At 45.8% G+C, this 26,842-nt stretch carries 23 protein-coding genes; 14 read left to right on the top strand and 9 right to left on the bottom strand.

Annotated elements, in window-relative coordinates:
- Nucleotides 1–19 precede the first annotated feature (19 nt).
- From HMPREF1536_RS15980 to HMPREF1536_RS15970, 3 genes are read right to left on the bottom strand one after another with little or no spacing between them, the layout of a single operon-like run.
- The gene (locus tag HMPREF1536_RS15980) at nucleotides 20–493 is read right to left on the bottom strand and encodes a DUF6108 family protein (RefSeq protein ID WP_028726247.1); all 474 of its coding nucleotides are present in this window, start codon (nucleotides 491–493) and stop codon (nucleotides 20–22) included.
- Nucleotides 494–505: 12 nt separating this feature from the next.
- On the bottom strand, nucleotides 506–1,033 hold the full coding sequence (locus tag HMPREF1536_RS15975) for a hypothetical protein (protein ID WP_028726246.1): 528 nt from the start codon (nucleotides 1,031–1,033) through the stop codon (nucleotides 506–508).
- Nucleotides 1,030–1,539: an RNA polymerase sigma factor gene (locus HMPREF1536_RS15970; RefSeq protein ID WP_028726245.1), complete on the bottom strand. Its 510-nt coding sequence runs from the start codon at nucleotides 1,537–1,539 to the stop codon at nucleotides 1,030–1,032. The genes HMPREF1536_RS15975 and HMPREF1536_RS15970 overlap by 4 nt, the downstream gene beginning before the upstream one ends.
- Before the next feature lie 97 nt (nucleotides 1,540–1,636).
- On the opposite strand from HMPREF1536_RS15970, the gene HMPREF1536_RS15965 reads away from it, so the two are divergent.
- The 5 genes from HMPREF1536_RS15965 to HMPREF1536_RS15945 all read left to right on the top strand — a co-directional run bounded on the left by HMPREF1536_RS15965 (nucleotide 1,637) and on the right by HMPREF1536_RS15945 (nucleotide 5,532).
- Nucleotides 1,637–2,317, top strand: coding sequence for a response regulator transcription factor (locus tag HMPREF1536_RS15965; RefSeq protein WP_028726244.1), 681 nt, complete (start codon nucleotides 1,637–1,639; stop codon nucleotides 2,315–2,317).
- Nucleotides 2,314–3,582: a sensor histidine kinase gene (locus tag HMPREF1536_RS15960; RefSeq protein WP_028726243.1), complete on the top strand. Its 1,269-nt coding sequence runs from the start codon at nucleotides 2,314–2,316 to the stop codon at nucleotides 3,580–3,582. The genes HMPREF1536_RS15965 and HMPREF1536_RS15960 overlap by 4 nt, the downstream gene beginning before the upstream one ends.
- A 68-nt stretch (nucleotides 3,583–3,650) precedes the next feature.
- Complete coding sequence (locus tag HMPREF1536_RS15955; protein WP_028726242.1) at nucleotides 3,651–4,091, top strand: PepSY-like domain-containing protein; 441 nt, start codon at nucleotides 3,651–3,653, stop codon at nucleotides 4,089–4,091.
- Between the two features lie 22 nt (nucleotides 4,092–4,113).
- The gene (locus HMPREF1536_RS15950; RefSeq protein WP_028726241.1) at nucleotides 4,114–4,956 is read left to right on the top strand and encodes a PepSY-like domain-containing protein; all 843 of its coding nucleotides are present in this window, start codon (nucleotides 4,114–4,116) and stop codon (nucleotides 4,954–4,956) included.
- A gap of 126 nt (nucleotides 4,957–5,082) precedes the next feature.
- Entirely contained in the window at nucleotides 5,083–5,532 is a 450-nt protein-coding gene (locus HMPREF1536_RS15945; protein WP_028726240.1) for a PepSY-like domain-containing protein, read from the top strand.
- Nucleotides 5,533–5,711: 179 nt separating this feature from the next.
- Here the strand turns inward: HMPREF1536_RS15945 and HMPREF1536_RS15940 are convergent, their stop codons facing one another.
- Genes HMPREF1536_RS15940 through truA form a run of 3 tightly spaced genes read right to left on the bottom strand, consistent with a single transcriptional unit; the run spans nucleotide 5,712 to nucleotide 8,006 of the window.
- Nucleotides 5,712–6,344 (bottom strand): DUF3256 family protein, encoded by a 633-nt coding sequence (locus HMPREF1536_RS15940; protein ID WP_028726239.1) that lies wholly within the window; start codon nucleotides 6,342–6,344, stop codon nucleotides 5,712–5,714.
- A 9-nt stretch (nucleotides 6,345–6,353) separates the two neighbouring features.
- Entirely contained in the window at nucleotides 6,354–7,250 is an 897-nt protein-coding gene (locus HMPREF1536_RS15935; RefSeq protein WP_028726238.1) for a DMT family transporter, read from the bottom strand.
- Between the two features lie 3 nt (nucleotides 7,251–7,253).
- Nucleotides 7,254–8,006 (bottom strand): tRNA pseudouridine(38-40) synthase TruA, encoded by a 753-nt coding sequence (gene truA / locus HMPREF1536_RS15930; protein ID WP_028726237.1) that lies wholly within the window; start codon nucleotides 8,004–8,006, stop codon nucleotides 7,254–7,256.
- Nucleotides 8,007–8,129: 123 nt separating this feature from the next.
- On the opposite strand from truA, the gene HMPREF1536_RS15925 reads away from it, so the two are divergent.
- On the top strand, nucleotides 8,130–9,728 hold the full coding sequence (locus tag HMPREF1536_RS15925) for an aspartate:alanine exchanger family transporter (protein ID WP_028726236.1): 1,599 nt from the start codon (nucleotides 8,130–8,132) through the stop codon (nucleotides 9,726–9,728).
- Nucleotides 9,729–9,841: 113 nt separating this feature from the next.
- On the top strand, nucleotides 9,842–11,965 hold the full coding sequence (locus tag HMPREF1536_RS15920; RefSeq protein ID WP_028726235.1) for an HRDC domain-containing protein: 2,124 nt from the start codon (nucleotides 9,842–9,844) through the stop codon (nucleotides 11,963–11,965).
- 102 nt (nucleotides 11,966–12,067) lie between these two features.
- On the opposite strand, the gene HMPREF1536_RS15915 is transcribed toward HMPREF1536_RS15920, so the two are convergent.
- Nucleotides 12,068–12,688 carry a DUF4923 family protein gene (locus HMPREF1536_RS15915; protein ID WP_028726234.1) on the bottom strand — a complete coding sequence of 207 codons (621 nt, stop codon included), beginning with the start codon at nucleotides 12,686–12,688 and terminating at the stop codon, nucleotides 12,068–12,070.
- A 113-nt stretch (nucleotides 12,689–12,801) separates the two neighbouring features.
- Here HMPREF1536_RS15915 and HMPREF1536_RS15910 point away from each other — a divergent pair, with 113 nt between their 5' ends.
- The 3 genes from HMPREF1536_RS15910 (at nucleotide 12,802) to HMPREF1536_RS15900 (ending at nucleotide 18,532) form a co-directional block, all read left to right on the top strand.
- Nucleotides 12,802–14,805, top strand: a complete 2,004-nt coding sequence (locus HMPREF1536_RS15910; protein WP_028726233.1) for a hypothetical protein — start codon at nucleotides 12,802–12,804, stop codon at nucleotides 14,803–14,805.
- 10 nt (nucleotides 14,806–14,815) lie between these two features.
- On the top strand, nucleotides 14,816–16,219 hold the full coding sequence (locus tag HMPREF1536_RS15905) for an MFS transporter (RefSeq protein ID WP_044191316.1): 1,404 nt from the start codon (nucleotides 14,816–14,818) through the stop codon (nucleotides 16,217–16,219).
- Nucleotides 16,220–16,363: 144 nt separating this feature from the next.
- Nucleotides 16,364–18,532: a TonB-dependent receptor plug domain-containing protein gene (locus HMPREF1536_RS15900; RefSeq protein ID WP_233426410.1), complete on the top strand. Its 2,169-nt coding sequence runs from the start codon at nucleotides 16,364–16,366 to the stop codon at nucleotides 18,530–18,532.
- A 68-nt stretch (nucleotides 18,533–18,600) separates the two neighbouring features.
- Here the strand turns inward: HMPREF1536_RS15900 and HMPREF1536_RS15895 are convergent, their stop codons facing one another.
- Complete coding sequence (locus tag HMPREF1536_RS15895; protein ID WP_028726230.1) at nucleotides 18,601–19,599, bottom strand: class II fructose-bisphosphate aldolase; 999 nt, start codon at nucleotides 19,597–19,599, stop codon at nucleotides 18,601–18,603.
- Nucleotides 19,600–19,819: 220 nt separating this feature from the next.
- Between HMPREF1536_RS15895 and HMPREF1536_RS15890 the strand changes: the two genes are divergently transcribed.
- Complete coding sequence (locus HMPREF1536_RS15890; protein WP_028726229.1) at nucleotides 19,820–20,074, top strand: type B 50S ribosomal protein L31; 255 nt, start codon at nucleotides 19,820–19,822, stop codon at nucleotides 20,072–20,074.
- Between the two features lie 151 nt (nucleotides 20,075–20,225).
- The gene (locus HMPREF1536_RS15885; RefSeq protein WP_028726228.1) at nucleotides 20,226–21,323 is read left to right on the top strand and encodes a phosphotransferase enzyme family protein; all 1,098 of its coding nucleotides are present in this window, start codon (nucleotides 20,226–20,228) and stop codon (nucleotides 21,321–21,323) included.
- A gap of 71 nt (nucleotides 21,324–21,394) precedes the next feature.
- On the opposite strand, the gene HMPREF1536_RS15880 is transcribed toward HMPREF1536_RS15885, so the two are convergent.
- A complete protein-coding gene (locus tag HMPREF1536_RS15880) occupies nucleotides 21,395–21,982 on the bottom strand; it encodes an RNA polymerase sigma-70 factor (RefSeq protein ID WP_028726227.1) in 588 nt (195 codons plus the stop codon).
- A 124-nt stretch (nucleotides 21,983–22,106) separates the two neighbouring features.
- Between HMPREF1536_RS15880 and HMPREF1536_RS15875 the strand changes: the two genes are divergently transcribed.
- Nucleotides 22,107–23,159, top strand: coding sequence for a FecR family protein (locus HMPREF1536_RS15875; RefSeq protein ID WP_052349763.1), 1,053 nt, complete (start codon nucleotides 22,107–22,109; stop codon nucleotides 23,157–23,159).
- A gap of 228 nt (nucleotides 23,160–23,387) precedes the next feature.
- Nucleotides 23,388–26,831 (top strand): TonB-dependent receptor, encoded by a 3,444-nt coding sequence (locus tag HMPREF1536_RS15870; protein ID WP_087880985.1) that lies wholly within the window; start codon nucleotides 23,388–23,390, stop codon nucleotides 26,829–26,831.
- Nucleotides 26,832–26,842 lie beyond the last annotated feature (11 nt).

Here is a 26,842-nt window from a genome sequence, read left to right as displayed (position 1 = left end):
TTCGTATTTGTTTAGTTGTTTATAAATCTTTTTTAGTGAACAGGATGGTGATCAGGTCTTCACTGTCGAGGTCTCCCTCGATGTAGACCAGGGTGATCACGCCTTTCGAGCTTACCTTGAAGAGGACGAAGCGGTTGATGTCGGCTTCCTTGCCGGGCAACTGGTAGTAGGCGGAGATAACGCCGCCGTCGTCGGTCACTTCCTTGATCTTGCGGGCGCCTTTCTGGTCGGCTTCCAGGCATTGGCGGGTGAAGCGCAGGGCATCGGGATCGTTCTTGATGGTGATGCTCTTATACCGGGTCATGCCGTAGGTTTCAAGCATTTCGTTGGATAGCTCGACCATAGTTACATTCTTCTTCCGTCCGTAACGCTGGAAGACATCCTGTATCTTCAGATCCTTTTGCAGGACTTCGGCATCTGTCGCCCCGGCTCCCGAAGGGAACAGCAGAAGGGCTGCCAACAATACTAATAAAGTGTATCTTATCTGTTTCATCGCTACATGTTTTTATTCGTCATCACTAAATATGGAACCGAGTTCCTTTAACTGGTTATCTATAATCCGGCGGTCGGCTTCGTTGCTGTCTTCTTCGGGGAAGTATTCATCCGCAGGAGTGGCCACCTCTTGCAGCGCCTCGAAAGCCGACAGGCGTACCTTATGGATATCGGTGTAACACCGGCCGTTTATCACGACATAATTCTCCGAACAGAAACAGGGGTCGGTGGGGTACAGTAACTGGCTGACCGCCAACAGCGCCAGCACACAGGCGGCCACCGTAGAGAGCAGGTAGACGACCTTCCGCCGATGCGCTGCGAACCGCCCCGCCGGAAGTGGTTCGGCCGTCACTTCCGACCAGATTTCTTCCGCCCAGTCTTTCTTTTCCGCCCGCTCCTCGTCAAAGTAAGCGAACAACGGTTGGTAGGCGGACAGGTGAGCCGGAACATCCCCCGAAGCAAAGAAACGGCGTAGCTCCTGCTCCTCGGCTGCCGAGGTTTCGCCTTCAAAATACCGGTTCAATAATTCTTCTATATTCATAACTGTTCCTGTTTGTTTAACTGTAAAAATTGTTCCCGTATACGTTTCCTGGCTCTTGAAAGGTTACTGCGGACGGCTTCTACCTGCGAGCCTGTGATTTCGGCGATCTCGGCTATCTCGTAGCCTTCCACGTCTTTCATCCGGATGATGGTCTGCTGCACCGTGGGTAGCTGGGAGATCAGCCAGCGGATACGGGCGGCGGCATCCTTCTGCTCGAGTTGCTCGGCCGGAGTACGGGCTCCCGAGTCGATCGACAACGTATCGATATCAATGCCTTCCGGACGGCGTGCCCGCAGCTTGTCGAGTGTCAGGTTCTTGGTGACTTGCATCGCCAAGGCTTCCACACTATGATAGCCGTCCAGCTTCTCACGGATATACCAGAGCTTCAGCAAGGCTTCCTGCACGATATCCTCGGCATCTGCCCGCTCCTGCATCATTCGTAAGGAAAAGTTGATCAGCTTCTCCCGGAGTGGTAGTACGGCTATTTTAAACGTTTCAAGTTCCATTCTGTTATTATGACGACAAAGGAAGGAAAACATAACACGAAAATTCCAGATTTTTGCCAGAATATTTGCATAACTTTGTAAACAAACAAGATAGCTCATGAAAATTCTGATTGTAGAAGATGAAGACGCCCTACGTGAAGTAATGATCCGCTCGCTGGAGAAGGAGCGTTATGTCGTGGAAAGTGCCGTAGGCTATAACGAAGCGTTACAGAAGATCAACGACTATGATTACGATTGCATCGTGCTGGATATCATGTTGCCGGGCGGCAGCGGGCTCGATGTGCTCGAGGAACTGAAGAAGATGCGGAAGAAAGACAGTGTCATCATCGTTTCCGCCAAAGACTCGATCGAGGACAAGGTTACCGGGCTCGATCTCGGTGCCGACGATTACCTGACGAAGCCTTTCCATCTGGCGGAATTGAATGCGCGCATCAAATGTATCATCCGCCGCAAACAGCAGGATGGGGAGATGCATATCTCGCTGGCCAACGTCACCGTTTATCCGGATCGCCATGCGGTCTACATCGGCGATGAGGAGCTGGCCTTGAACCGGAAGGAGTTCGACCTGCTCTATTACTTCGTCACGAACCCCGACCGCCTGATCAGCAAGGGTGCACTGGCGGAGTCTGTCTGGGGAGACTATATCGACCAGGCGGACAGCTTCGACTTTATCTACAGCCAGGTCAAGAACTTGCGTAAGAAGCTGAAGTCGGCCGGGGCTGTCCCCGAGATTAAGGCTGTGTACGGTTTCGGTTATAAAATGGTGAATGAAGAATGAAGCTGATCCATTATACCTTCCGCAACCTCTTGTTTCCGTTACTGGTTATCCTGACGGCCTGGGCTTGTTGTTTCTATTTTGCCATCATGCACGAGGTCGACGACGAGACGAACGATAGCTTGGAAAACTACAAAGAGATTATTATCAAGACTGTCCTGGCCGACACTACGTTGCTGCACGACCATGTGGACATCATGACCAAATATTACATCCGCGAAGTGCCTGAATCGGAAGCCAAGCTGGATAAGGACGAGTTCTTCGACTCTACCATCTACATAGAGATCGAGATGGAGGATGAGCCCGTACGCGTTCTCCGCACCTGGTTCATGACGGCCGACCGGAAGTATTACGAGCTAACGATCATGACTTCCACCCTGGAGAAAGAGGATATGGCGGAAGCGATCTTCTGGAGTATCTTTATTCTTTATATCAGTCTGCTTTGCTGCATCTTGCTGGTGTCGCACTTTGTGTTCAAGTCGAGCTTCCGCCCACTGTACACGCTGGTCAACTGGCTGAAGGAATACCGGTTAGGGAAACAGCATACGCCCCTGGTGAACGAGACGAAAGTCGATGAGTTCAGAATCCTCAACAAAGCCATCCAGACAACCATCCAGCGCAGTTCGGAGATGTACGACCAGCAGAAACAGTTCGTCGAGAATGCTTCCCATGAACTGCAAACGCCGTTGGCTATCTGCATGAACAAGCTGGAACTCCTCAGCGAGAACCCCGATTGTACGGAAGAACAGCTCTTCGAAATAGCCGGTATCAACCATACCTTGCGAGGCATCATCAAGATGAACAAGTCTTTGCTGCTCCTTTCGCGCATCGATAACAAGCAGTTTCCCGATACCGTCGAAATAGACTTCAATAAACTGATCGGCAAGTTCCTGCCGGACTTCGAGGAGATGTATGAATACAAGCACATACAGGTTTCTTACGAGGAAAGCGGTTCATTGCTCTTCACCATGAATGAATCCCTGGCTTCCAACCTGGTCAGCAACTTACTGAAGAATGCGTTTGTACATAACAAAGAGAACGGAACGATCGTCCTCACAGTAACCGCCCGGACACTGACCATCGCGAACAGTAGCGAAAGTCCCGGCCTGAATGAAGCGACCCTGTTCAACCGTTTCGAAAAGCAAACGCATCGGAAGGACTCGACCGGACTGGGCCTGGCTATCGTCAGATCGATCGCGACAATCTATGGCATAAAGGTAAAATATGAATATAAGGGCTCGCATCAATTCATTTTAACATTCAAATGAAGCTCTTTTCCCAAATCTTTCCCAAATGTTGCCTTTCCTTTGCAGTATAAATTAAAAGAAGAAAGCGTATGAAGAAGTTTGGATTAATACTGGTCAGCCTGCTACTGTCGACAATGGCTATTTTTGCAGACAATGAAAAGATAACGAGAGACAAATCGGTCTTACCTGCTGTGTGCCGTGATTTCCTTTCCTCTAATTTCAGCCAGGCGGATATCTCACATATTAAAATAGAAAGTAACCTGTTGGGAACAAAAGGGTACGATGTGATCCTGACGAACGGAGTGAATGTGGAATTCGATAAGTCCGGAGAGTGGAAAGAGATCGAAGCCCGCCACGCTTCTATCCCGATGGAGATCCTGCCGGATAAAATAGCGGCCTACATCAAAACGCATTTTGCCGGCAACACGATTATCTCTATCGACAAAGATACACGCGAATATGAGATCAAGCTCAACAACGACCTTGAACTCAAATTCGACCGTAAAGGTAACTTCAAGAAGTTTGATTAATTAACTAACAAAAGAAATAAGTATGAAGACAAAATTATCTGTATTAGCTTTAGCAATGTGTGGTATGCTTGCGTTTACAAGTTGCGATGACGACGACAACAACTATCTCCCCGACCAGACCATTACAAAAGCATTCGATGAAAAATATCCTAATGCCGGCAAAGTGGAATGGGAAACCAAGGGTGGCTACGAGGTCGCCGAATTCCATGTAAGCGGAAATGAGACGGAAGCCTGGTTCGACAACAAAGGCAACTGGGTGATGACAAAGACCGAGATCAACTTCGGCCTGCTCCCCGAAGCGGTACGCACAAGCCTGAAAGACAGTGAATATAAGGACTGGAAGTCTACGGACTTCGACAAACTGGAACGTTCCAACGCCGCCACCGTCTATGTGATAGAAGTAGAACAAGGCGAACAGGAATTCGACTTATATTACACCGAAGACGGCATCCTTTTAAAGGCTGTCCCCGATGACGACAACGATAACTTCCAACCCACTGTTGTCCCGCAGGCCATAACAGACGCGATCAACGAAATGTACCCGGGCGCTACCGTATTAGAGTTCGACTCCGAAAAGACCGGTTTCGAAGTGGACATTCTTCACAACAACATCTATAAAGATGTTTACTTCAACACCGGCAACGAATGGCTGTATACCGAATGGGATATAAAAGAAGTAAACCTTCCGGCCATCATCATGAATGCTTACAAGGCATCGGATTATAAAGATTACAGGATCGATGATATCGACGTGATTGAGAACCCGGCAGGTACTTCGTACGTGCTCGAACTCGAAAAAGGCAACGACGAAGTTAAAATGACTATCAGTGCCGAAGGTAAGATCGAAGATGTCCGCAAAGATTAACAATGTAAAAGAGAACTTTGCATAGCGTGAATTTGTTTCTTACGAGAATAAACTGCACGAATACAATGGCTGAACCTCTATTGTATTCGTGCTTTCTTTTAAATAACAAGTAAAGAAAAAGTAGTCATGAAAGAAAAACTGTCCGTTTTAGCTATTCTCGTATGTTGCATTTCATTGTTTATCGGTTGCAGCAATAATCAAAAGAAAGTAACGAATACCGTTGAAGTACCCAAAGCTATCCAAAGTTTCCTCAACCAAAAGTATCCGAATGCCACCGTCCTGGAGTTCGACAAGGAAAAGAATGGCCCTGAGGTAGATATAAAGGACAAAGGCATTCGCAAAGAGGTTTTATTCAATGCTAATAATGAATGGGTATACACCCAATGGGATATTCGCCTCGAAGATGTCCCGGTAGTTGTTATGGATGAGCTGGCAAGTTCTGCCTACAACCAGTATAAGGTGGAAGAAGTCGATGCCGTAGAAAAACCGGCCGGTATGTTCTATGTATTCGAGCTGAAGATGGATAACAACGAAGTCAAGCTGACTTTCGATGCAAAAGGACAACTGATAGAATAGGCAAATCCTCACTTTGCCACAACGAATGCACAATAATGCCATAGGCGTGGCACATTTGTGCACTAGGTAATGCACTTTTGTGCAACAGGCATGGCACAAAAACCAACCTAAATAAGACAGCCTGTCCGATAAGGCAAAGTGCCATACCGGACAGGCTGTTTTTATACGTTATAACTGTTTTACTTAAAGTGGAACTTCTCCCAGGTATAAACCTTTGGAGAGTCTTTTATAAAAGGAGTAACCTTTTTCCGGTCTTCCTTACTCAGATACAGAGGCGTCGTGTAAGTAGCCGTCAGTGTCAGGTTGTCCGGGCTCAGGTTATACTGTATCAGATTCATATCCAGACGGGATGCCGCATCCTGAAAAGCATTGCTGTTTTTGTCAGTATCCTCTTTGATAAACCAGTCTGCATCGACAGGAGTAAACAGATCGGAAACAGCCAGAGGTTCCCAGTCTGTTGTAAAAAACTCTACCTGGCTATCCGCAACCGGGCCATTCACCGTTCTTACCATACAAATGACATTCGTATTATTCACCAAAGGCAATAGCTTCATTTCTATTGTACTCCGCTCGGTAGCCTTTAAAGACAAATAGTCTGAAGTCAGACTGTCAAGGGAAGAAAAACCGTTCATCGTATTCTTCAGACGGGCTTCCTTACCGGATTTGTACAGATCAACCAGATCCTTACGCCAGGCATTCTCCAATTGAGGAATGTTCTGGTCAGGCATTGAGATAAATACAGCAGCCATATCCTGTGCCTTCGCACCCAAGGCAAACACACAAATCAATATAGAAAAAATAAGTCGTTTCATATCTATTATCTATTTCGTCCCCAAATATAAGAATATCATTCCTAACAACACAAGGAATAGGTCTATCGCCTTGCTCTTTAAGTTTTTTTCATGGAAGAAGAGGGCACCGGCAATGAAAGTGACGAGTACGTTACTTCGGCGTATCATGGATACGATCGAGATCATCGAGTCGGGGAAACTTAAGGCATAGAAGTAGATCCAGTCGGCAATGATCAGGAAGACCGAGATGAATACAATGTTCCAGTGCCAAACAAAAGGTGTACTCTTTTTACGTTGCGGATACCACAGCAACAGCAGGATCGGCAACATGATAAGGCATTGATAGACATTAAACCAGACTTGCACCGTCATCACATCCATGCTCGCCATCAGATGTTTGTCGTACAAGCCGCTCATTGCCCCGGTCAGGATGGATATCACCGTGAAAAAGATCCATTTGTTATGGGTAAAGTGAATCCCTTCCTTTCTTCCCGATGAAGAAAGCATATAGAAAGAAGCGATCGACAACAAGACCCCGATCCATTGATATACATTCAGCCGTTCACCGAATATCACCATTGCCCCGACCAGCGTCAGGACAGGTTGCGTTGCTTTGATTGGCCCTGTGATAGTCAGCGGCAGATGCTTCAGTGCAAAATAGCCGGATATCCACGACGACAAAACAATGACAGCCTTGATAAATACGGCTACATGTGTCTCGATGGAGACGCGCGGCACATAAAACATCGTATCGTCCAGCACCGACGTGCAGAACGACAGAAATATAAAAGGAACGAAGATAAGACTGCTTATCAACGTATTCAGAAACAATACCGGAATTACGGCATTCCCGTTCAGGGAAATTTTCTTATTCACCTCATAACATCCCAACAGGAATGCAGAGGCGAATGCTAATGCTACCCACATATATTAACTATTAAACAATTCTTCGGGATAAGTTACATCCACGAGAAAAAGTGCATGACCGGGTACGGATGTACCGGCTTTACATCTGTCTTTTGCCTCTATTACTTTACGAAAACCTTCTATCGTCAATTTGCCCCGCCCTACTTCGAGCAACGTACCGACAATGGCACGTACCATATTACGCAGGAAACGGTCGGCCTGTACTGTGAATACCCAGACATCCCCCTCCTGTTCCCATCCTGCCTGATAAATACGGCAGTTGTTTGTTTTCACATCCGTATGCAACTTGCTGAAACTGGTAAAGTCGACAAAGTCGAACAATACCTTACACGCTTCATTCATCGCATCGAAATCCAGCTTCCCGGTCATTCGATACACCAGCTCATAATTGAACGGGTCTTTCCTCGTAGTCACATAATACTTATAAGTGCGGGAAGTAGCATCGAAACGGGCATGTGCTTCGGGGCGTACCGGGACGATCCGGTAAATGACAATATCCTTCGGAAGCAGACGGTTCAACTTCTCCGCCAGGAAAGGCAAGTCGGCTATCGGTTCCTCCCAATCGAAATGGGCGATCATCGTACGGGCATGCACTCCCGCATCCGTACGTCCCGCCCCGACGATGGGAACCGGCTGACGCAACAAGGTGGCCAGTGCCTCTTCTATACATTGTTGTACCGTGATACCATTGGGTTGCACCTGCCAACCGCTGAAATTCTTGCCGTTATAACCTAAATATATAAAGTACCGATTCACGTCCGGAAGTATTTGCTTTTATTATTCGGCACAAAGGTAACAGAATTCTTGCCAGGAGATTGCCTGTACGCCCAAAAAAGTGTACTTTTGCGCTCTCAAATCGTTAAAACAAAACTATCTGACATGTTTGAAACATTGCTTCAGTCCTCCTATTTTTCCCTGTTCCTGATCGTTGCATTGGGATTTGTTTTAGGCAGGATACAGATTAAGGGTCTTTCACTTGACGTATCAGCCGTCATCTTCATTGCACTTTTGTTCGGCCATTTCGGAGTGATTATTCCTAAAGAACTGGGGAACTTCGGACTCGTGTTATTCATCTTCACCATCGGTATACAGGCCGGCCCCGGATTCTTCGATTCGTTCCGGTCGAAAGGGAAAACATTGATCGTCCTGACCTTACTGATCGTAGGCTCGGCCTGTCTGACGGGATTGATATTCAAATATGCTTTAGATATCGACACAGCAAGCCTGGTCGGGCTGATAGCCGGTTCACTGACCAGTACGCCGGGTTTGGCCGTTGCCATCGATTCAACTCAATCATCTTCAGCCTCTATTGCCTACGGTATCGCTTATCCGTTCGGGGTGATCGGGGTTATTCTATTTATCAAACTATTACCTAAGATACTACGTATCGATCTGGTAGCAGAAGCCAAAGCATTAGAAGCCAAAAGAAAAGGGAAATATCCCCCTTTACATACTGCCGCGTTTCGTATCGTGAACAGTAATATTTGTGGCAAGACACTGGCACAGTTGCAAATCCGCAGCATGACCGGAGCAGTCGTTTCCCGCATCAAACATGACGATAAGACCATTATACCGACTGCCCAGAGCGAACTGAAAGAAGGCGACCTGATCAAAGCCGTCGGCAACGATAAATCGCTTGATCAACTGGAAATGCTGGTAGGCGAGCGCATCAAAGGCGACCTGCCGTTCGAGAGCACACAGGAACTTCAATCCATGCTTATTACCAATAAAAACGTAATAAACAAGACATTGGGTTACTTGAATATACAAGGTACATTCAGTTGTACGGTTACCCGCATCCGCCGAAGCGGTATCGATCTTCCTCCCGAACCGGATCTGGCTTTGAAGTTCGGTGACAAACTGATGATTGCCGGTGAAAAGGAAGACCTGAAAGAGCTGGGGCAACTGCTTGGAAATAATGAGAAGAGACTTTCCGATACGGACTTCTTCCCGATTGCAGCCGGTATCGTATTAGGAGTCTTGTTCGGCAAACTGAACTTGTCGTTCTCCGATTCATTCTCTTTCTCTCCGGGTCTGACGGGTGGTATTCTGATGGTAGCACTTGTATTGAGCGCAATCGGTAAAACAGGGCCGATCATCTGGTCTATGTCCGGATCTGCCAACCAGTTGCTTCGCCAGTTAGGATTATTGTTATTCCTGGCAGAAGTAGGAACCTCGGCGGGTGTCAACCTAGTTTCCACCTTCCAGGAAAGTGGATGGACTTTGTTCGGTGTCGGAATGGCTATCACTATGGTACCGATGATTGTTGCCGTGGGATTCGGTTATTGGGTATTCAAAATCAATATACTCGACCTGATCGGAACCATTGCCGGCGGTATGACCAGTACGCCCGGACTTGCCGCCGCCGACTCTATGTCTGACAGCTCGGCACCCAGCATCGCGTATGCTACGGTGTATCCGATCGCTATGGTTTTCCTCATCCTGTTTATCCAATTAATCGCCAGTTTAGTCGTCTGACCGGCATTCTATATAAAAACAAAGGCTTGTAAGCTTGATTTTTAGCTTATGAGCCTTTGTTTTGTATTTTTTATCTTATATTTGCAGATACCATAAACAATACATCTATGACTATGCAAATGAACGAACAATTTGACCTTGCCTTCAACTTCTTACAGAACACCGGTACGCACCTCTTTCTGACAGGAAAAGCCGGAACCGGCAAAACTACGTTTCTGAAAAGATTAAAAGAAGTCTCCCCTAAACGTATGATCGTTGTTGCGCCTACAGGGGTTGCCGCTATTAATGCAGGCGGTGTTACGATCCATTCATTCTTTCAGCTGCCTTTCGGGCCTTACATTCCTTCAGTCGGTGCAGCCGGGAACCAGTCGAATAACTACTCCAACAAATTCAGCCGGGATAAAATAAATATCATCCGGAGCCTGGACTTGCTGGTGATAGACGAAGTCAGTATGGTACGTGCCGACCTGCTGGATGCGATCAGCGACGTACTCTGCCGCTACAAAGATCGTACGAAACCTTTTGGCGGTGTGCAATTGCTGCTTATCGGCGACCTGCAACAACTTGCTCCCGTGGCCAAGGATGAAGATTGGAACTTGCTGAAAGACCATTATGCTTCGACCTTCTTTTTCGATAGTAAAGCGCTTTCGGAAAGTACTTATTTCAGCATCGAGCTGACGCATGTCTACCGTCAGAGCGACAGTGTATTCATCAACCTGCTGAACAATATACGTGAAAACTGTTTCGATGATGAAACATTGCAACAGCTCAACCGGAGATATATCCCTGACTTCAATCCCGACGACAAACAAGGATATATCACGCTTACGACACATAACTATCAGGCCCAGCAGATCAACAACCGGAAACTGGCCGAGTTGCCCGGCAAATCCTACCGGTTTACCGCGGAGATAAACAACGACTTCCCGGAATACTCCTACCCGACCGATGATAACCTGGAACTAAAATGCGGTGCCCAGGTAATGTTCGTTAAGAACGATTCTTCGGGAGATCATCGTTACTACAATGGAAAGATCGGAAAGATCGTCTTTATCAACCCGAACAAAATCACGGTAGTCGGGGAAGACGGGAATGAGATACAGGTGGAAAAAGAGACGTGGAGTAACGTCAAATACACCATCAACCAGGAGACAAAAGAAATTACCGAAACGATTGCGGGGACATTCAGCCAATACCCGTTGAAAACGGCCTGGGCCATAACGATTCATAAAAGCCAGGGGCTTACTTTCGAACATGCTATTATCGATGCATCGGCCGCCTTCTCGCACGGACAGGTATATGTAGCACTCAGCCGTTGCAAAACACTGGAAGGATTGGTTCTTAGCAGCCCGATCACCCGTAATGCCATGATTAAGGACTTGCGGATACAGGAGTTTTCTTCTTCCGTAGCCGAGAAACAGCCGGGGAAGGAGCAGTTGGAGAAAGCGCAGCAGCATTATTTCGAAGAATTGGTGACGGAGCTTTTTAACTTCGGCTCCATCCAGCAACGTCTGCAATATGCCGCTTACATGGTTTACACCCATTTGCAGAAACTATATCCGGAACTCAACACACAATATGCCAATACACGGGATGCATTCCGTTCGGTAATAACAGAAGTGGGCGGGCGTTTCCAACAACAACTGAGTCGCATGATCTCGGAGAACCCGAATTACCTACAGGATGAAATGATCCAGGAACGCGTCAGGAAAGGGGTTGCTTATTTCATAGAACATATCGACAGCCTGTGTTCTTCTCTCGAAGAAAATTCGGCAGTCGAGATAGACAACAAAGAAAGCCGGAAAGCGGTGAATAATGCCATCGGCAAGTTTACGGAAGAACTTCATTTGAAGCAGGAGACATTGAAAGCCTGTAAAGAGGGCTTCAGCATTGCCCGTTATCTCTCAGCCAAGTCGAAAGCGTCGATTGAACCGCCTGCCGCTGCAAAGAAACGTTCGGAACGTTCATCGCAACCGGCCAAAGCAACCATATCGAGCGATATATTGCATCCGGAACTCTATAACAGTATCAAACGATGGCGGTATGAACTGGCTACAGAAAAAGAACTGCCACCGTATACCATTCTGCAACAAAAGGCATTGCTGGGTATCGTCAACACACTACCAACCAATTCGAGGGAGCTATTGGCAATCCCCGGGATCGGAAAAAAGGTCATAGAAAACTACGGGAGCATACTGCTGGGGCTTGTGGAGGAGTATAAAAAGCAATCGGAGTGATAAGGCTAGATAACCAAAAGTAGCACTATAGTGTCGGTTTACCCGGCACTATAGTGCTAAATATACCAACACAGTAGTGCCGGATATAGCGACATAGGCATGCTACTTTTTCAGCTCAAAGCCTAACAGCATCCCGTCATACTCGCTGGCCAGTTTATTCACTAACTTCAACGTGGAATTATCAGAGATGGAAGATACTTTTGTCAGAAAATCCAATAACTTATCAGCATTAAAGAGTAACGACAACTCATCGCCGGAGATAACGACATGAGCCGTTAAAGTCATCACTTTCAGTTTTCCGCCTAAAGCGTATTTTAGTTCAATCGTCTTTTCATCCTGATTAATGGAGTAAGTTCCTTTCAAGGTCTTTTTCTTCAATGCATTGGTAAATGTACTGTCGCTATTGAATACATAATTGAACATACCTTCGATTATACCGACTTTGGCACAATACGTTTTCAGTTTCTTTTCCAATTCTCCGGCAGCTACACTTCCGGCCACATTCTTCAAGGCGTTATCTCCTTCCAGCTGGACAGCCGGATTTACATACGTCCACGTTCCTTCCAAATTCTGAACAGTCAGTTTCTTTCCTCCTGTCACAGAAGTAACGGCATCCTTCACGGTCGACGAGTTCAACAGGTCTTTCAACGATTGTCCGTAAGCCTGACCGGATACAGACAGCAGGCTGCACACGGCAACCATTATAATCCACACTTTTTTCATTTCTCTAGTTTTACTCTTTTTAAAAACGTACAAAGATACAAATATTATCCCTACATTTGCTTCTCGCATTTATTTACATCGGGAAGCATCTTAAACTTAACAATATAAGTCTTATGAGAAATCTAACTAAACGCATTTGCATCATGCTTATTTGCTCATTAGCCTATCTAAACGGACAGGCGGCTGTCGATCCGGCCACCGTGCAATCGGCCATCAGCGTATTGACCGCCAAAGACAACGGAAACAAAGCCGGTATCGAAAAAGGAGTCAACCAGGTAGCCCGTCTCTGGCAGGAAACAGATGGCGACGAAAAAGCCTTCCGCTCTTTTTGTGAAGAAAATTATATTGCCGACCCGGACGAAAAGTATCAGGTTTTCCTCAAAATCAGCGACTATATCGAGGGTATCAGCGGTCATTTCAATGAGATGTCGCTACGCTTACAGAAAAATCTACATCTGGATAACGGTCCGTTGCTCCCCATCGATGAGAAGTTCGGTTCATATAGTCCTTCCAGCCATTTGAGCGATGACCTGTACAATAACAAAATAGCTTTTATCATCGCACTAAACTTTCCTCACCTTACCCTTGAAGAAAAAGAAGCACTAGGCACCGATCGCAAAGCCTGGGCCTATGCACGTCTGGGCGACATGTTCACGGAACGGATCCCCGCCGCATTGTTGCAGGCAGCTTCCAACGCAGAAAGCGATGCCGACATTTATATCTCCCAGTATAACATTTACATGGGCCATGTAATGAACAAAAAAGGTCAGCACCTGTTCCCTAAAGACATGATCCTGCTGTCGCACTGGAACCTGCGTGATGAAATCAAGGCAAACTACAACAAGGGGAAAGAAGGACTCGACAAGCAACGCACCGTTTACGAAGTGATGAAACGGATCATTTCACAGGATATTCCTGTCGAAGTAATCAACTCAGGCACGTATGAATGGAACCCATATACAAACATGGTACAGTTGGACAATAAGGAAGTAAAAACGAGTCCCGAATCGACAGTCCGTTATCAGAAGATGCTGAACAACTTTAAAGCTATGCAAGGCATTGACAAATATACGGGGAATACCTATATCGACCGTAAATTCAACGACGATATGGAAGTCGCCTTGCAGGATGTTGAAAAACTGTTCGATGAATTCCTGTCCGCTCCCGAATTGAAAGAAGTCGGCAAAATGATCTCCAAACGTCTCGGACGTAAACTGGAAGCTTACGATATCTGGTACGATGGCTTCAAAGCCCGCAGTAACCTCGACGAGACTAAACTGGACGCACAAACGCAGGCCCTTTACCCGGATGCGGCAGCTTTGGACAAGAAGTTACCGGATATTCTTATGAAACTGGGATTCAGCGCCGAACGGGCCAACTATCTGGCCGACAAGATCACAGTCGATGCCGCTCGTGGTTCAGGCCATGCCTGGGGAGCTGCCATGAAAGGACAACAGTCACGTCTCCGCACACGTATTCCTGAAGCAGGAATGAATTATAAGGGATACAACATAGCCATCCATGAATTCGGTCACAATGTGGAGCAAACCTTATCGCTTTATGATGTAGACTATTATATGTTGAGTGGCGTTCCGAACACGGCCTTCACCGAAGCCCTGGCTTTCGTATTCCAGAAACGTGATCTCGAAATATTAGGCATCACCGACCCGAATCCAGAAAAGAAAGCGATGGACGTGCTGGACAAGATATGGTCGATGTATGAAATATGCGGTGTATCCATGCTGGATATTTCTGTATGGAAATGGATGTATGCACATCCGGATGCAACTGCCGGACAGCTGAAAGAAGCAACGATCGCATTATCGAAAGAAATCTGGAACAAATATTATGCCCCTGTTTTCGGTGTGAAGGATGAGACGGTGCTGGCTGTTTATTCGCACATGATCAGTTATCCGTTGTATTTGTCGGCCTACGCATTCGGACAGATCATAGAATTCCAACTTGACCAGTATCTGGAAGGCAAGAACTTCGCAAACGAAGTAGAACGGATTTTCCGCCAGGGACGTTTAACCCCTAACCAATGGATGATACTGGCAACAGGCAGTCCGCTAACCGTAGAACCGATGCTGGAAGCTGTCAGGCAGGTTATTAAGTAAATGATATAAAATGATATTGCAGAATCGCGCCATAACTGTAAATGAGAACGACGGACTACCGTTACCCAAGCGTTACTGGGCCATATTAGCCACCGCATTAGGTGTCGGGATGTCCGTCATCGACGGAACCATCGCCAATGTGGCCCTGCCGACCATCGCCCGCGACCTGGGGACATCTCCGTCTGTCACGATCTGGGTAGTCAACGCTTATCAGTTGGCTATCACCATTTCGCTCCTCTCCTTCTCTTCGTTGGGGGACATTTACGGTTACCGGAGGATTTACTTATCAGGGATCTTGCTGTTCAGCATCACTTCAGCGATCTGTGCTCTTGCCGACTCGTTCTGGATGCTGACAGCCGCCCGTATCTTACAAGGGTTCGGAGCTGCTGCCATTACAAGTGTAAACACAGCGTTGCTTCGGATCATTTATCCCAAACGTTTCCTCGGGCGGGGTATGGGAATCAATGCCCTGGTCGTCGCGGTGTCGATAGCAGCCGGGCCGACTATTGCTTCCATCATCTTGTCTTTAGGTTCCTGGCACTGGCTTTTTGCCATCAATATCCCGATCGGCATGGCAGCTTTGGCGATCGGCCTGATGCACTTGCCGGCTAATCCGGTAAAAGTAACAGGTAGACGCTTTGACAAACTTAGTTGCGTGATGAATGCGTTTACTTTCGGCTTGTTGATCTTCTCGCTTGAAGGTATTGCCCACAGGGAAGATCTCACATTAATTATAGGGGGGATTGCTGCTTTATTCATACTTGGATATTTCTTTGTTCGTCGCCAGCTGAAACAACAATTTCCATTACTTCCGGTCGATCTGATGCGCATTCCGATCTTTTCCATGTCAATCGGCACCTCTATCTGTTCCTTTACCGGACAAATGCTGGCCATGATTTCTCTCCCCTTCTTCCTGCAAGGTTCACTTGGACGCAGTGATGTTACTACCGGATTACTTCTTACTCCCTGGCCGCTTGCCACAATGATTATGGCACCACTTGCCGGACGGCTGGTAGAACGTATCCATGCCGGAATATTAGGGGGCATCGGCATGACGATATTCGCCACAGGGCTTTTCCTGCTTGCCGTTCTCCCCACCGACCCTACCAATATGGATATTATATGGCGTCTCTTCATTTGTGGCGCCGGCTTCGGTTTATTCCAGACTCCGAACAACAGTACGATCATCTCGTCTGCCCCGGCCAACCGGAGTGGCGGTGCAAGTGGAATGCTGGGGACTGCCCGTTTATTGGGACAGACATTGGGAGCAACCTTAGTTGCCATGATATTTAATCTGGTTCCGAACAACAGCACGCAAACCTGTTTATACCTGGCTACCGGATTTGCTATTGTCGCAGCGATCGTCAGCAGTTTAAGAGTTTCACAACCAAGGCCGCTGAAAGGTTTTAAGTAACGAACATACACAATGACCTGAATATTCAGTAGCGATCTTACTTGTTTTTGTAAAGCAAATTATTATATTTGCTTTACAGAACGCAACTTTATTTTTATTACTTAATCGGTCAAGAATATGAGGAATCACATTACATGCCTATTTATGCTATTAGCTTTATGCCAAGTGAAAGCACAACAAACAAAATTACCAAGTGAGCGGATCTTTATATATCCTGAACAGTCCTCTTATGACCCGGGAGATACAGTACGAGTTTATGGTCAGCTATTTGCTTCAAGCAGACAGCAACCATTTTACAGCCAATATGTATACGTTGAACTATTCAATCCCAAAGACTCCGTGCTCATCCGCAACAAAATAAGATGTGATAATGACGGCTCTTTTAGCCTACCGGTCATTACAGACTTCGACTGGCCTAAAGACATCTATTATTTACGGGCCTATACCCGGTTAATGCAAAATTTCCACCCTGAAAGTTATCCGGTAACAGAATTGCCACTCGGACTGAAACCCTTTATTTCTGAAGAAAACGTTCCGGGAGTAAAATGTTTCTTTTATCCGGAAGGTGGACAATTAGTGGATGATGGAGGAGCACAGAACATGACCGTCTATTTCACTGACGGTAACGGAATGCCATTACAAATCCCATTCATTCTATTGAGTAAAACAGATACGCTTTTCCGTGCCGCCTCTTCTCTCTCCGGACTGCAAACCATTCGCTTCTATCCATCAAAAGATAAAGAATACAGCTTATCCGTCAACTACAAAGGAGAGGATTTCTCATTCTCCATTCCGGATAGAACTGAAAACCATACACTCCAAGCCATATTGAGTAGAGAAGAGATAAGATACAAAATACTTCCGGAAAACAAGCGGATAAACAAAGAACGGCTTTTCATTTTCCACCCCGCAACAGGACTGGAAGAAATGGTATTGACGGAAAAACAGCGTGCCGGGATCCTGAATATACCACAGAAAGAATCAGGATTATATATATTATTCCTTACCGACGAAAATGCAAATCCAATAGCACAATGCGCTTTATGGAAAAAGAGGGATATCCCCGACATTGCCTTGGCGCAAAATGAATATCTACCCGGAGAAAGAATACTTTTAAAGACAGATTATCCGGCAGCCAAAGTACATTACCGTGTTTTGAAGAAAGGTCAGATGATGGCTCCCGGAGGTATGCAGTCTGAGTTTGATTGCGAATTGCTATCGCCTGTGCCCTTTCCCAAAAGTTGTTTCACTTACAACAAAGGGGAGACAGAGCAAGATCTGGAGGCCTGGCTTCGTACCGCCCGGTTTATCCGGTTTGATCTACCCAAAGTTCTAAATAAAGATTTTCAGTATAAATACCAGCCGGAAATACAAACCGTATTCAGAGGGCTGGTGACAAGAAAAAGCAGCAAACCACTACGAAACGGAACGATCGTTGCCTACAACACAATGACCAACCTGGTTAACGAAGGCATAATAGACAATAACGGCCGATATACATTAACTGTAGATGACTTTGAAGAGGGCGATCGTTTTTTCCTACAGGCACATCCACCAAAAGGGACAGCCGACTTTTACGATTATACACCGGACAATGACACCTTCCCGCCGGTAATCAATCGTTTACGAACAAATCTATTCAACCGGAAATATGCGGAAACAAATGTAAGCTATCAGGACAGTAGTGGATTTTTTTATCAGGTTGACAATTTAGGTAACCGTGATTATTTGATACCTGAAATAACAGTAAAGGCGAGAACCAAACGTGATAAATATATCTCAACCGAAAAGTTTTACAAAACAAACTACATAGATGAAGAAGAAATGGAGAAACACAATTATACCAAATTAGAGGATATTATCGCAGACATGCCCTATATTCATATAGCCTGGAATGATGACAGCAATCCCCCGGAACCTATACTAGTAAGTACACGAGGAATCAGTACTTTAAAAGGAGGGGCTATTGTAATATTAGTCGACGGAAAAAGAATGACATTAGAAGAAGCCCTGAATATAGTATCACCTCAGCAAATTGCGACAGTTGAATTACTCCGTCCCTGGCAAACCAACGCAATGACTTTCGGTGCTATTGGCGGCGCATTCTCCATCACCACCAAAAGAAACAGGGGTGCAGAAAACGTTATCAGCAAAGGATTTTACTATTATCCCATCGGACTGACACAGGGTAACAGAAAGCAGAAAGACAATATTATAGCTCCCTCTTCTCCCGGATCTTATGAGTTACTGGTAGATATGGTTACAGAAAGGAATGAAACTTTTTCTTATAAACTACCTTTCACAGTCCGTTAAATTCCACTCAATAAAAAAGCCATCCCACTGATGCGGGATGGCTTTCGTATATTTAATCTGTTATCTGATTAAAGTTTGTTGTCTGAACCAAGTACGTTAAGAATTTTGTGCTTGTACAGTTTTTCCATGTTATCGCGAGCCGGGCCCAGATATTTACGTGGGTCGAATTCAGCCGGTTTTTCAGCAAATACCTGACGGATTGCAGCAGTCATAGCCAAACGAGAGTCTGAGTCGATGTTGATCTTGCAAACAGCAGACTTAGCAGCCTTACGCAATTCTTCTTCAGGAATACCGATAGCAGCTTTCAAAGCACCACCGAATTTATTGATAGTTTCAACTTCTTCTTCAGGAACAGAAGAAGAACCGTGAAGTACGATAGGGAATCCCGGAAGTTTATCCATTACTGCATCCAATACTTCGAATGCCAATGGAGGAGGAACCATTTTGCCTGTCTTCGGATCAATGTGGCACTGTTCCGGAGTAAATTTATAAGCACCGTGAGAAGTACCGATTGAGATAGCCAAAGAATCGCAACCTGTACGAGTGGCGAAATCGATTACTTCTTCAGGGTCAGTATATGTGTGATGATCTGAAGAAACTTCATCTTCAACACCAGCCAATACACCAAGTTCACCTTCTACTGTTACGTCGAACTGATGAGCATAGTCAACAACTTTCTTAGTCAAAGCAACGTTTTCTTCGTAAGGAAGGTGAGAACCGTCAATCATTACAGAAGAGAAACCTGAGTCGATACAGCTCTTGCAAGTTTCGAATGTATCACCATGATCCAAGTGAAGAACAATCTGAGGATTAGCACAACCTAATTCTTTTGCATATTCAACTGCACCCTGAGCCATGTAACGCAACAGTGTTGCATTAGCATACTGACGAGCACCTTTAGAAACCTGAAGGATAACCGGAGATTTTGTTTCAACAGCAGCCTTGATGATAGCCTGCATCTGTTCCATGTTATTGAAGTTGAAAGCCGGAATTGCATATCCGCCTTTGATAGCTTTAGCGAACATTTCCTTAGTGTTCACCAATCCTAAATCTTTGTAATTTACCATTGTAGTATATATTATTACGTTAATGATTGAAAATCTTCCACAAAGATAAGAACTATCCAATATATATTATGCTATTAAGCATATAAAATAACACAAAAGTCAGGGTTTCGGAAAAAATAATCGGAAATTCTTTGTTTGTTTACAGCAAATCCATACCTTTGCAAGCCAATTTACCGGTTACCATAATAATAAGAGTTTAAATTAAATAGATAATAAAGCAATGAAAAAAGGAATTCATCCTGAAAACTATCGTCCTGTAGTATTCAAGGACATGTCAAACGACGATGTATTTATCACTCGTTCTACTATCAATGCAAAAGAGACTATCGAAATCGACGGTGTTGAATATCCATTGGTAAAGGTCGAAATCTCTAACACTTCACACCCGTTCTACACAGGTAAATCTAAACTGGTGGATACTGCAGGTCGTGTTGATAAGTTCATGAGCCGTTACGGTAACCGTAATAAGAAATAATCATTTCCCGAAAAGGATATGAAAAAAGGCTGCGATTCGGTTCGCAGCCTTTTTTTATGCTCTCCCATTTTAGGAATAAGAAAGAGGGAAAATCAAAAATATTCCTATATTTGTAGCTTGTTAAAAGCTATATTAAATCGAATAAAATACCATGGCAAAAACAAAAGAAGAATTATTAAACATTCTCGACCAGTTCACGCTGGCAGAAAAAGTAGTTTCCGCCGAACCTTTTGGAAACGGACACATTAACGATACGCTGAAAGTAACTAACGAAAAAGGTGAAATCAAATATGTATTACAACGTATCAACCATCTGATCTTTACAAATGTAGACATGTTACAGAACAACATCAACACTGTAACGACACATATCCGTAAGAAACTGGAAGCCAAAGGTGAAAGCGATATCGACCGTAAAGTGCTGACATTCCTTCCGACGAAAGATGGTAAACCATATTACTTCGACGGTGACAGCTATTGGCGTGTATGCTTGTTCATTCCGAACAGCAAAAGCTACGAAGAAGTAACTCCGGAACTTTCATACGAAGCCGGTAAAGCTTTCGGTGATTTCCAATCCATGCTGGCAGACCTGCCGGAAGGATCGTTGGGTGAAACAATACCTAACTTCCACAACATGGAATTCCGTCTGCAACAATTCCATGATGCTGTCAAGGCGAATGCAGCCGGACGCCTGGAAGAAGTGAAAGAGCTGATCGACGAAGTTGAAAAACGTGCGGAAGCGATGTGTATCCAGGAACGTTTGTTCCGTGAAGGTAAACTTCAGAAACGCACAAACCATTGTGACACAAAGGTAAACAACATGATGTTCGATGCTGACACTGATAAAGTGCTTTGTGTGATCGACCTCGACACCGTTATGCCGGGATTCGTACTTTCTGATATCGGCGATTTTATCCGTACAGGAGCAAATACAGGTGCGGAAGATGATGAAAACCTGGACAACGTAAATGTAAACATGGATATCTTCAAAGCCTATACCCGTGGTTACATGGAAACAGCAAAGGCTTTCCTCAGCCCGCTTGAAATCAGTCTGCTCCCTTATGGCGGCCGTCTGCTGACTTACATGCAGACCGTACGCTTCCTGACAGACTACATCAACGGCGATACTTATTATAAGATCCATAGCCCGAAACATAACCTGATCCGTACAAAAGCCCAGTTCAAGCTGCTGCAAAGCCTCGAAGAACATGCGGAAGAAATGGACAGCTTTATGAAAGAATGGTTATAATATAATTAATAAAGAGAGTAACCTTTCTCCTTATGAGGAAAAGTTACTCTCTTTCAATATAATCTCAGATACTAATTCAATAAATGGAAATAAAGGAGCAAGGGCAGATAATCCTTTAGATCCTTTTTCAATATTTCGATAGCTTTCGCTTTATAACGCTCTACCGTGCGTAAGGGAATATTCAGCGTTTCAGCTATTTCCACATTACTTTTGTTCTCTAACCGACTCATTTCAAAGATAAGACGATACGTCTCCGGGAGTTTGGCCAGTGCTTCATCCAATAGTTTCTGAAGTTCGGTCAGCAGATAAAATTCATTGTAGTCCGATGGGTCGGTACTATTTGATAAACAGGTCTCTATATAACTCTGTTTATATCCTTCCCGCTTCAGATAATTCAGGCTCTGGTTCTTTACGCTGACCACCAGGTAGTTCCTGACCGACGATTCTATCTTTATCTTTTTCCTGCTTTCCCACAAAGTGACGAATACATCCTGAACCAGATCTTCGGCTACCATACGTTCATCTACATACCGTTTGGCATAAAGACACAGCCCCGGATAAAAAAGATCGAACAATGTCCGATAAGCTTCTTTATCGTCGTTTATGGCTATTTTCCATAACAACTCATCCGGGTTCAGTATTTGAGAAGTCATTTTCATACAGATACAAATGTATTGAAAATTTTCTGAAAAAAAACAGGGAAATAACTGGCGGTCTTTTCAGGTACGATTATCCTATATATAAAAGGCATCATTTTCAACAATAAAAGATATTATATCAGAAATGGAGAATAAAGAACTTTTGGATCTTGAAAAAGAGACATTACTATTAAAATATACACAGAAGCAAACCACAGCGGAAGAAGCCGAGCTGGTGGAATCCTGGTTGAATGGGTCAGAAGAATACCGACAGGAGTCACAGGCAGTCCGCCAGGTACTGAAATTAAAATCCCGGATAGACGAACACAAGTCGTTCGGATTGCCGGAAGCATTCGTTGAAGTGAACAGAAAACTGGACAAAAGAAGCAGAAAAAGACTGTGGATAAGCCATCTATCACGCGTGGCAGCCATCATTAGTATTCCTCTTCTGATCTCGACACTGACTTTCGGCTATTTGTTCTTCGAACGGAATGCCACGGATATCGAAAGACGGATAAAGTTTATGGAAGTAACCTCCGCACCGGGAATGGTCACACGACTTGAACTGCCGGACAACTCGAAAGTATGCCTGAATGCGGGCAGTACACTACGCTATCCGACCCTCTTCGCTGGAAACACACGAGAAGTGGAACTGACCGGAGAAGGGTATTTCGAGGTACAATCGGATAAGGAACATCCCTTTTTCGTAACAACAAAGTCAGGTCTTAAAGTGATGGCGCACGGAACCCAGTTCAATGTAAACACATATGAAGAACGGGAAGAAGTAGAGGCCATTCTTGTAGAGGGGAAAGTGGATATTCATTCCTCCGACAAATTCATAGCCGGACTGAAACCCGGAGAGCAACTGTCTTACAACAAGCAAACGAAAAAGTACGTCATCCAAAAAGTCAACCTCTATGAAAACACGGCATGGAAAGACGGGAAGCTTGTATTCAGAAATACCTCCCTCGATGAAGTGTTCCGTATATTAGGTCATCGCTTCAATGTAGAGATCGTGCTCCACAACCAGAAGAAAGAGAATGAATATAATTGCTGGGCCACATTTACCAACGAGACGATCTATCAGATATTCAGTTATCTGGAAGAAGCCACACCGATCAGATGGAAAGTAAATACAATGAAGCAAAATAACGACTCGACATTTGCCAAACAGCAAATAGACGTCTGGTTAAAATAAAGCAGAATAAATTGTTACACCTAAATGAATAAGCCTATGGAGAGAGATTGAAGAAACAGATATGGTAAAAACAAGAGCGAGCTGCAACTCACTCTTGTTCGCGAAAATAACATCTTTGGCATAAGACCCAAAGACATCATTAATCACTAAATCAGCAACAAAGTTATGAAAATCCAGAAATTATTCGGGGATATAGGTTCCCTATATTTCTTTAAAACTTGTCGAAAAATGAGAATAGGTATATTTTTATTGTTAATCACCATCTTCCAGATACGAGCAGAAGAGTCCTATTCACAGTCTGTGTCGCTGTCCCTCGCATTCTCCAATGCAACGGTCGGACAGGTATTGGAACAAATAGAAAAGGAGACTGAGTTCTCATTCCTGTTTACCGACAATACGCTTGATGTAAGCAAACCTGTGAACATACAAGTAAAGAATCAGAACATCGATAAAGTTCTGAACCAACTTTTCAAAAACACCGACGTACAATATAAGATCGTCGACCGTCAAATCATCTTATCGAGGAAAGGAGTTTTATCTGTCGGCCAGCAAAACAAAAGGGTGCAGGGAACGGTCAGGGACGAAACAGGCACTCCGGTCATCGGTGCCAACGTTTCCGTTAAAGGGACTACGATCGGAACGATCACCGATGTAGACGGGCATTTCAGCCTGGATGTTCCCGACAACTCAATCCTTCTTATATCCTATATCGGCTATCTGGCCAGAGAGATGAAAGCAGATGATACCAAAGCGCTGGCAATCACACTTATGGAAGACACACAAAGTCTGGATGAAGTCGTAGTAGTCGGTTTCGGTACGCAAAAGAAGATAAACCTGACCGGTTCGGTCGGTATTGCAAATGCCAAAGACCTGGAAGCCCGTCCGGTAACCACCGCAACACAGGCTTTACAGGGATTGGTTCCCGGCTTGCAGATCACACAGCGTTCGGGCGATTTGAGCAAGACGGCCGATATTAACATCCGTGGTATTGCCACCATCGGACAAGGTTCGAGCGGCAGCCCGCTTATCCTGATCGACGGCATGGAAGGAGATATCAATGCGTTGAATCCGCAGGATATAGAAAATATCTCAGTCTTGAAAGATGCCGCAGCCTCCTCCATCTATGGTTCGCGTGCGCCTTTCGGTGTGATACTGATCACCACCAAGACCGGTGTCAGCGGTAAACCTGTAATCAATTATAACAATAGTTTCCGTTGGAACGATCCCGTTTTGTTGCAGGATCAGGTAGACTCTTACCGTTTTGCCCTTTACTTCAACGACTCACGGGCCAATGCCAACCAGTCTCCTTATTTCGACAATGCCTGGTTGCAGCGTATCAAGGATTATCGCGACGGGAAGTCGGATGTAACGATGATACCGAATCCGTCCAACCCGGCTTACTGGATGGATCCATATAGTTCCGGCAGTGCCAATCAGGACTGGTATAACACGGTGTTCGGACATTGGGCTTTCTCGCAGGAACATAACTTCAGCCTGAACGGTGGAAACGAGAAAGTAACCTACTACCTCTCCATGAACTACCTGGATCAAAGCGGCTTGCTAAAGATCTCCGACGACAGCTTCAGCCGCTACACGGCTACCGGCAAGATCAACGTGAAAATGACAGACTGGGCGCAGCTGAATTACAGCAGCCGCTTCATCCGCGAAGATATCTCCAAACCGACAGTACTGGATGGTGTTTATGAAGGACTGACCCGTCAGGCATGGCCTTTCATGCCGGCCTACGACCCGAACGGCTACCTGTACAGCGCCCCTACCCCGGCACTCGACCTGGTGGAAGGCGGCAGAACCAAAAAGCAGGCTGATTATCTGTATCAGCAAGCCCAATTGGTACTGGAACCGATCAAGGACTGGAAGACGCACGTAGATGTGAACTACCGCATCTACAACACGACCGTACATGCAGACCGTCAGCTCACTTACAACCATAATGTGGCCGGCGAACCCTATATATACAACTCCACCAGCTACGTATCGGAAGATATGACGAAAGAGAATTATCTAAACTTCAACGTCTACACCGAGTACAGCCAGCAACTCGAATCCGGCCATAACTTCAAGGGGATGTTCGGTTTCCAGTCGGAGCTGATGAAAAAGAAATATACATTCCTGCAACGTAACGGGATCATCGTCCCCGGTCTTCCCGAAGGAGATATCACCTCCGGAGTCGACATCAACGGGAACCCGATCACACCGACCGTAAACGGTTCCTCCGACCATTGGGCAACCGCCGGTTTCTTCGGACGTATCAACTACGACTACCAGGGCAAATACCTGGCAGAAGTGAACCTGCGTTACGACGGCACATCCCGTTTTCGCTCATCGGAACGATGGAACCTGTTCCCCTCCTTCTCCGTAGGCTGGAATATAGCCCGCGAAAGCTTCTGGGAACCTATCGCAGACTATGTAGGAACCTTCAAGTTCAGAGGCTCTTACGGCGAACTGGGTAACCAGAACACCCAAAGCTGGTACCCGACCTATGCGCAAATGAAATTCCAGGCATCCAGCGGCGGATGGCTTATAAACGGCACAAAACCCAACATCGCCGTCACCCCCGAACTGATTGCATCCTCCCTGACATGGGAAAGGGTTAAGACATGGAATATAGGGGCAGACTTCGGCGCACTGGACAACCGCCTTACCGGATCGTTCGACTACTTCGTCAGAAATACGCTCGATATGATCGGCCCGGCTCCCGAACTCCCGATCACGCTCGGCACGAACGTACCCCGCACAAACAATACCGACTTAAAGACCTATGGATGGGAACTGTCGGTCGGTTGGAACGACCGCCTCAGAAACGGCCTGGGCTATGGTGTGAAACTGATGCTGTCCGACTCGCAGACAGAGATCACCCGCTACCCCAACAAAACAGGGGTCATTGCCAGCGACACCTACCGCAAAGGCATGAAGATGGGCGAAATATGGGGATACACGACAGTCGGTATCGCCAAGACCCAGGACGAAATGGATAAGCACCTGGCAAGCCTTCCCAACGGCGGACAAAGTGCCCTGGGTTCTTTATGGGCAGCCGGCGATATCATGTATGCCGACCTCAACGGTGACGGTAAAGTAGATGCCGGAGCCAACACGGCCGGCGATCATGGCGACCTCTCCATCATCGGTAACTCGACACCGCGTTATCATTTCGGTATCGACCTGACGGTCGATTACAAGGGCTTCGACTTCCGTGCCTTCTTCCAGGGCGTAATGAAACGCGATTACTTCCAGAACAGCTCGACCTTCTGGGGAAGCCACGGCGGTATCTGGTGGTCTACCTGCTACACGCCCCACCTGGATTATTTCCGTGACGAGAACTCCGTTATGGTGCAGGCCGGAGAAGCCGATGTAAACCTCGATGCCTATTTCCCGCGTCCGAGTTTCCGCACGAACATGAATCACAATGTGCAGACACGTTATTTGCAGAATGCGGCTTATATCCGTCTGAAAAACGTACAGTTGGGTTATACCCTCCCGTCGTCGCTCACCAATAAATTCTATGTTAACAAACTACGGGTATTCGTATCCGGTGAAAACCTCTGGACGGGCACCAACCTGTTCAAGACATTAGACCCGGAACAGGTAGACGCCGCAAACGGTGACTATCCATTATCTAAAACCCTGTCGTTCGGACTAAGTATAACCTTATAAAACAGAAGAAT

Source organism: Parabacteroides gordonii MS-1 = DSM 23371, from assembly GCF_000969825.1.
Taxonomy (GTDB): Bacteria; Bacteroidota; Bacteroidia; order Bacteroidales; family Tannerellaceae; genus Parabacteroides; species Parabacteroides gordonii.
Note: the sequence above shows the minus strand (reverse complement) of the source record. Positions and strands in the feature narration are given on the sequence as shown.

Excerpts from the sequence above, each read along its gene's own strand:
- HMPREF1536_RS15900 (WP_233426410.1), top strand. The coding sequence starts at position 16,364 with ATGCTATTAGCTTTATGCCAAGTGAAAGCACAACAAACAAAATTACCA.
- HMPREF1536_RS15950 (WP_028726241.1), top strand. The coding sequence starts at position 4,114 with ATGAAGACAAAATTATCTGTATTAGCTTTAGCAATGTGTGGTATGCTT.
- HMPREF1536_RS15915 (WP_028726234.1), bottom strand. The coding sequence starts at position 12,688 with ATGAAAAAAGTGTGGATTATAATGGTTGCCGTGTGCAGCCTGCTGTCT.
- HMPREF1536_RS15905 (WP_044191316.1), top strand. The coding sequence starts at position 14,816 with ATGATATTGCAGAATCGCGCCATAACTGTAAATGAGAACGACGGACTA.
- HMPREF1536_RS15970 (WP_028726245.1), bottom strand. The coding sequence starts at position 1,539 with ATGGAACTTGAAACGTTTAAAATAGCCGTACTACCACTCCGGGAGAAG.
- HMPREF1536_RS15980 (WP_028726247.1), bottom strand. The coding sequence starts at position 493 with ATGAAACAGATAAGATACACTTTATTAGTATTGTTGGCAGCCCTTCTG.
- HMPREF1536_RS15910 (WP_028726233.1), top strand. The coding sequence starts at position 12,802 with ATGAGAAATCTAACTAAACGCATTTGCATCATGCTTATTTGCTCATTA.
- HMPREF1536_RS15925 (WP_028726236.1), top strand. The coding sequence starts at position 8,130 with ATGTTTGAAACATTGCTTCAGTCCTCCTATTTTTCCCTGTTCCTGATC.
- HMPREF1536_RS15880 (WP_028726227.1), bottom strand. The coding sequence starts at position 21,982 with ATGAAAATGACTTCTCAAATACTGAACCCGGATGAGTTGTTATGGAAA.
- HMPREF1536_RS15945 (WP_028726240.1), top strand. The coding sequence starts at position 5,083 with ATGAAAGAAAAACTGTCCGTTTTAGCTATTCTCGTATGTTGCATTTCA.
- HMPREF1536_RS15870 (WP_087880985.1), top strand. The coding sequence starts at position 23,388 with ATGAGAATAGGTATATTTTTATTGTTAATCACCATCTTCCAGATACGA.
- HMPREF1536_RS15960 (WP_028726243.1), top strand. The coding sequence starts at position 2,314 with ATGAAGCTGATCCATTATACCTTCCGCAACCTCTTGTTTCCGTTACTG.
- HMPREF1536_RS15890 (WP_028726229.1), top strand. The coding sequence starts at position 19,820 with ATGAAAAAAGGAATTCATCCTGAAAACTATCGTCCTGTAGTATTCAAG.
- HMPREF1536_RS15965 (WP_028726244.1), top strand. The coding sequence starts at position 1,637 with ATGAAAATTCTGATTGTAGAAGATGAAGACGCCCTACGTGAAGTAATG.
- HMPREF1536_RS15885 (WP_028726228.1), top strand. The coding sequence starts at position 20,226 with ATGGCAAAAACAAAAGAAGAATTATTAAACATTCTCGACCAGTTCACG.
- HMPREF1536_RS15875 (WP_052349763.1), top strand. The coding sequence starts at position 22,107 with ATGGAGAATAAAGAACTTTTGGATCTTGAAAAAGAGACATTACTATTA.
- HMPREF1536_RS15955 (WP_028726242.1), top strand. The coding sequence starts at position 3,651 with ATGAAGAAGTTTGGATTAATACTGGTCAGCCTGCTACTGTCGACAATG.
- HMPREF1536_RS15975 (WP_028726246.1), bottom strand. The coding sequence starts at position 1,033 with ATGAATATAGAAGAATTATTGAACCGGTATTTTGAAGGCGAAACCTCG.
- HMPREF1536_RS15920 (WP_028726235.1), top strand. The coding sequence starts at position 9,842 with ATGCAAATGAACGAACAATTTGACCTTGCCTTCAACTTCTTACAGAAC.
- HMPREF1536_RS15940 (WP_028726239.1), bottom strand. The coding sequence starts at position 6,344 with ATGAAACGACTTATTTTTTCTATATTGATTTGTGTGTTTGCCTTGGGT.
- HMPREF1536_RS15895 (WP_028726230.1), bottom strand. The coding sequence starts at position 19,599 with ATGGTAAATTACAAAGATTTAGGATTGGTGAACACTAAGGAAATGTTC.
- HMPREF1536_RS15935 (WP_028726238.1), bottom strand. The coding sequence starts at position 7,250 with ATGTGGGTAGCATTAGCATTCGCCTCTGCATTCCTGTTGGGATGTTAT.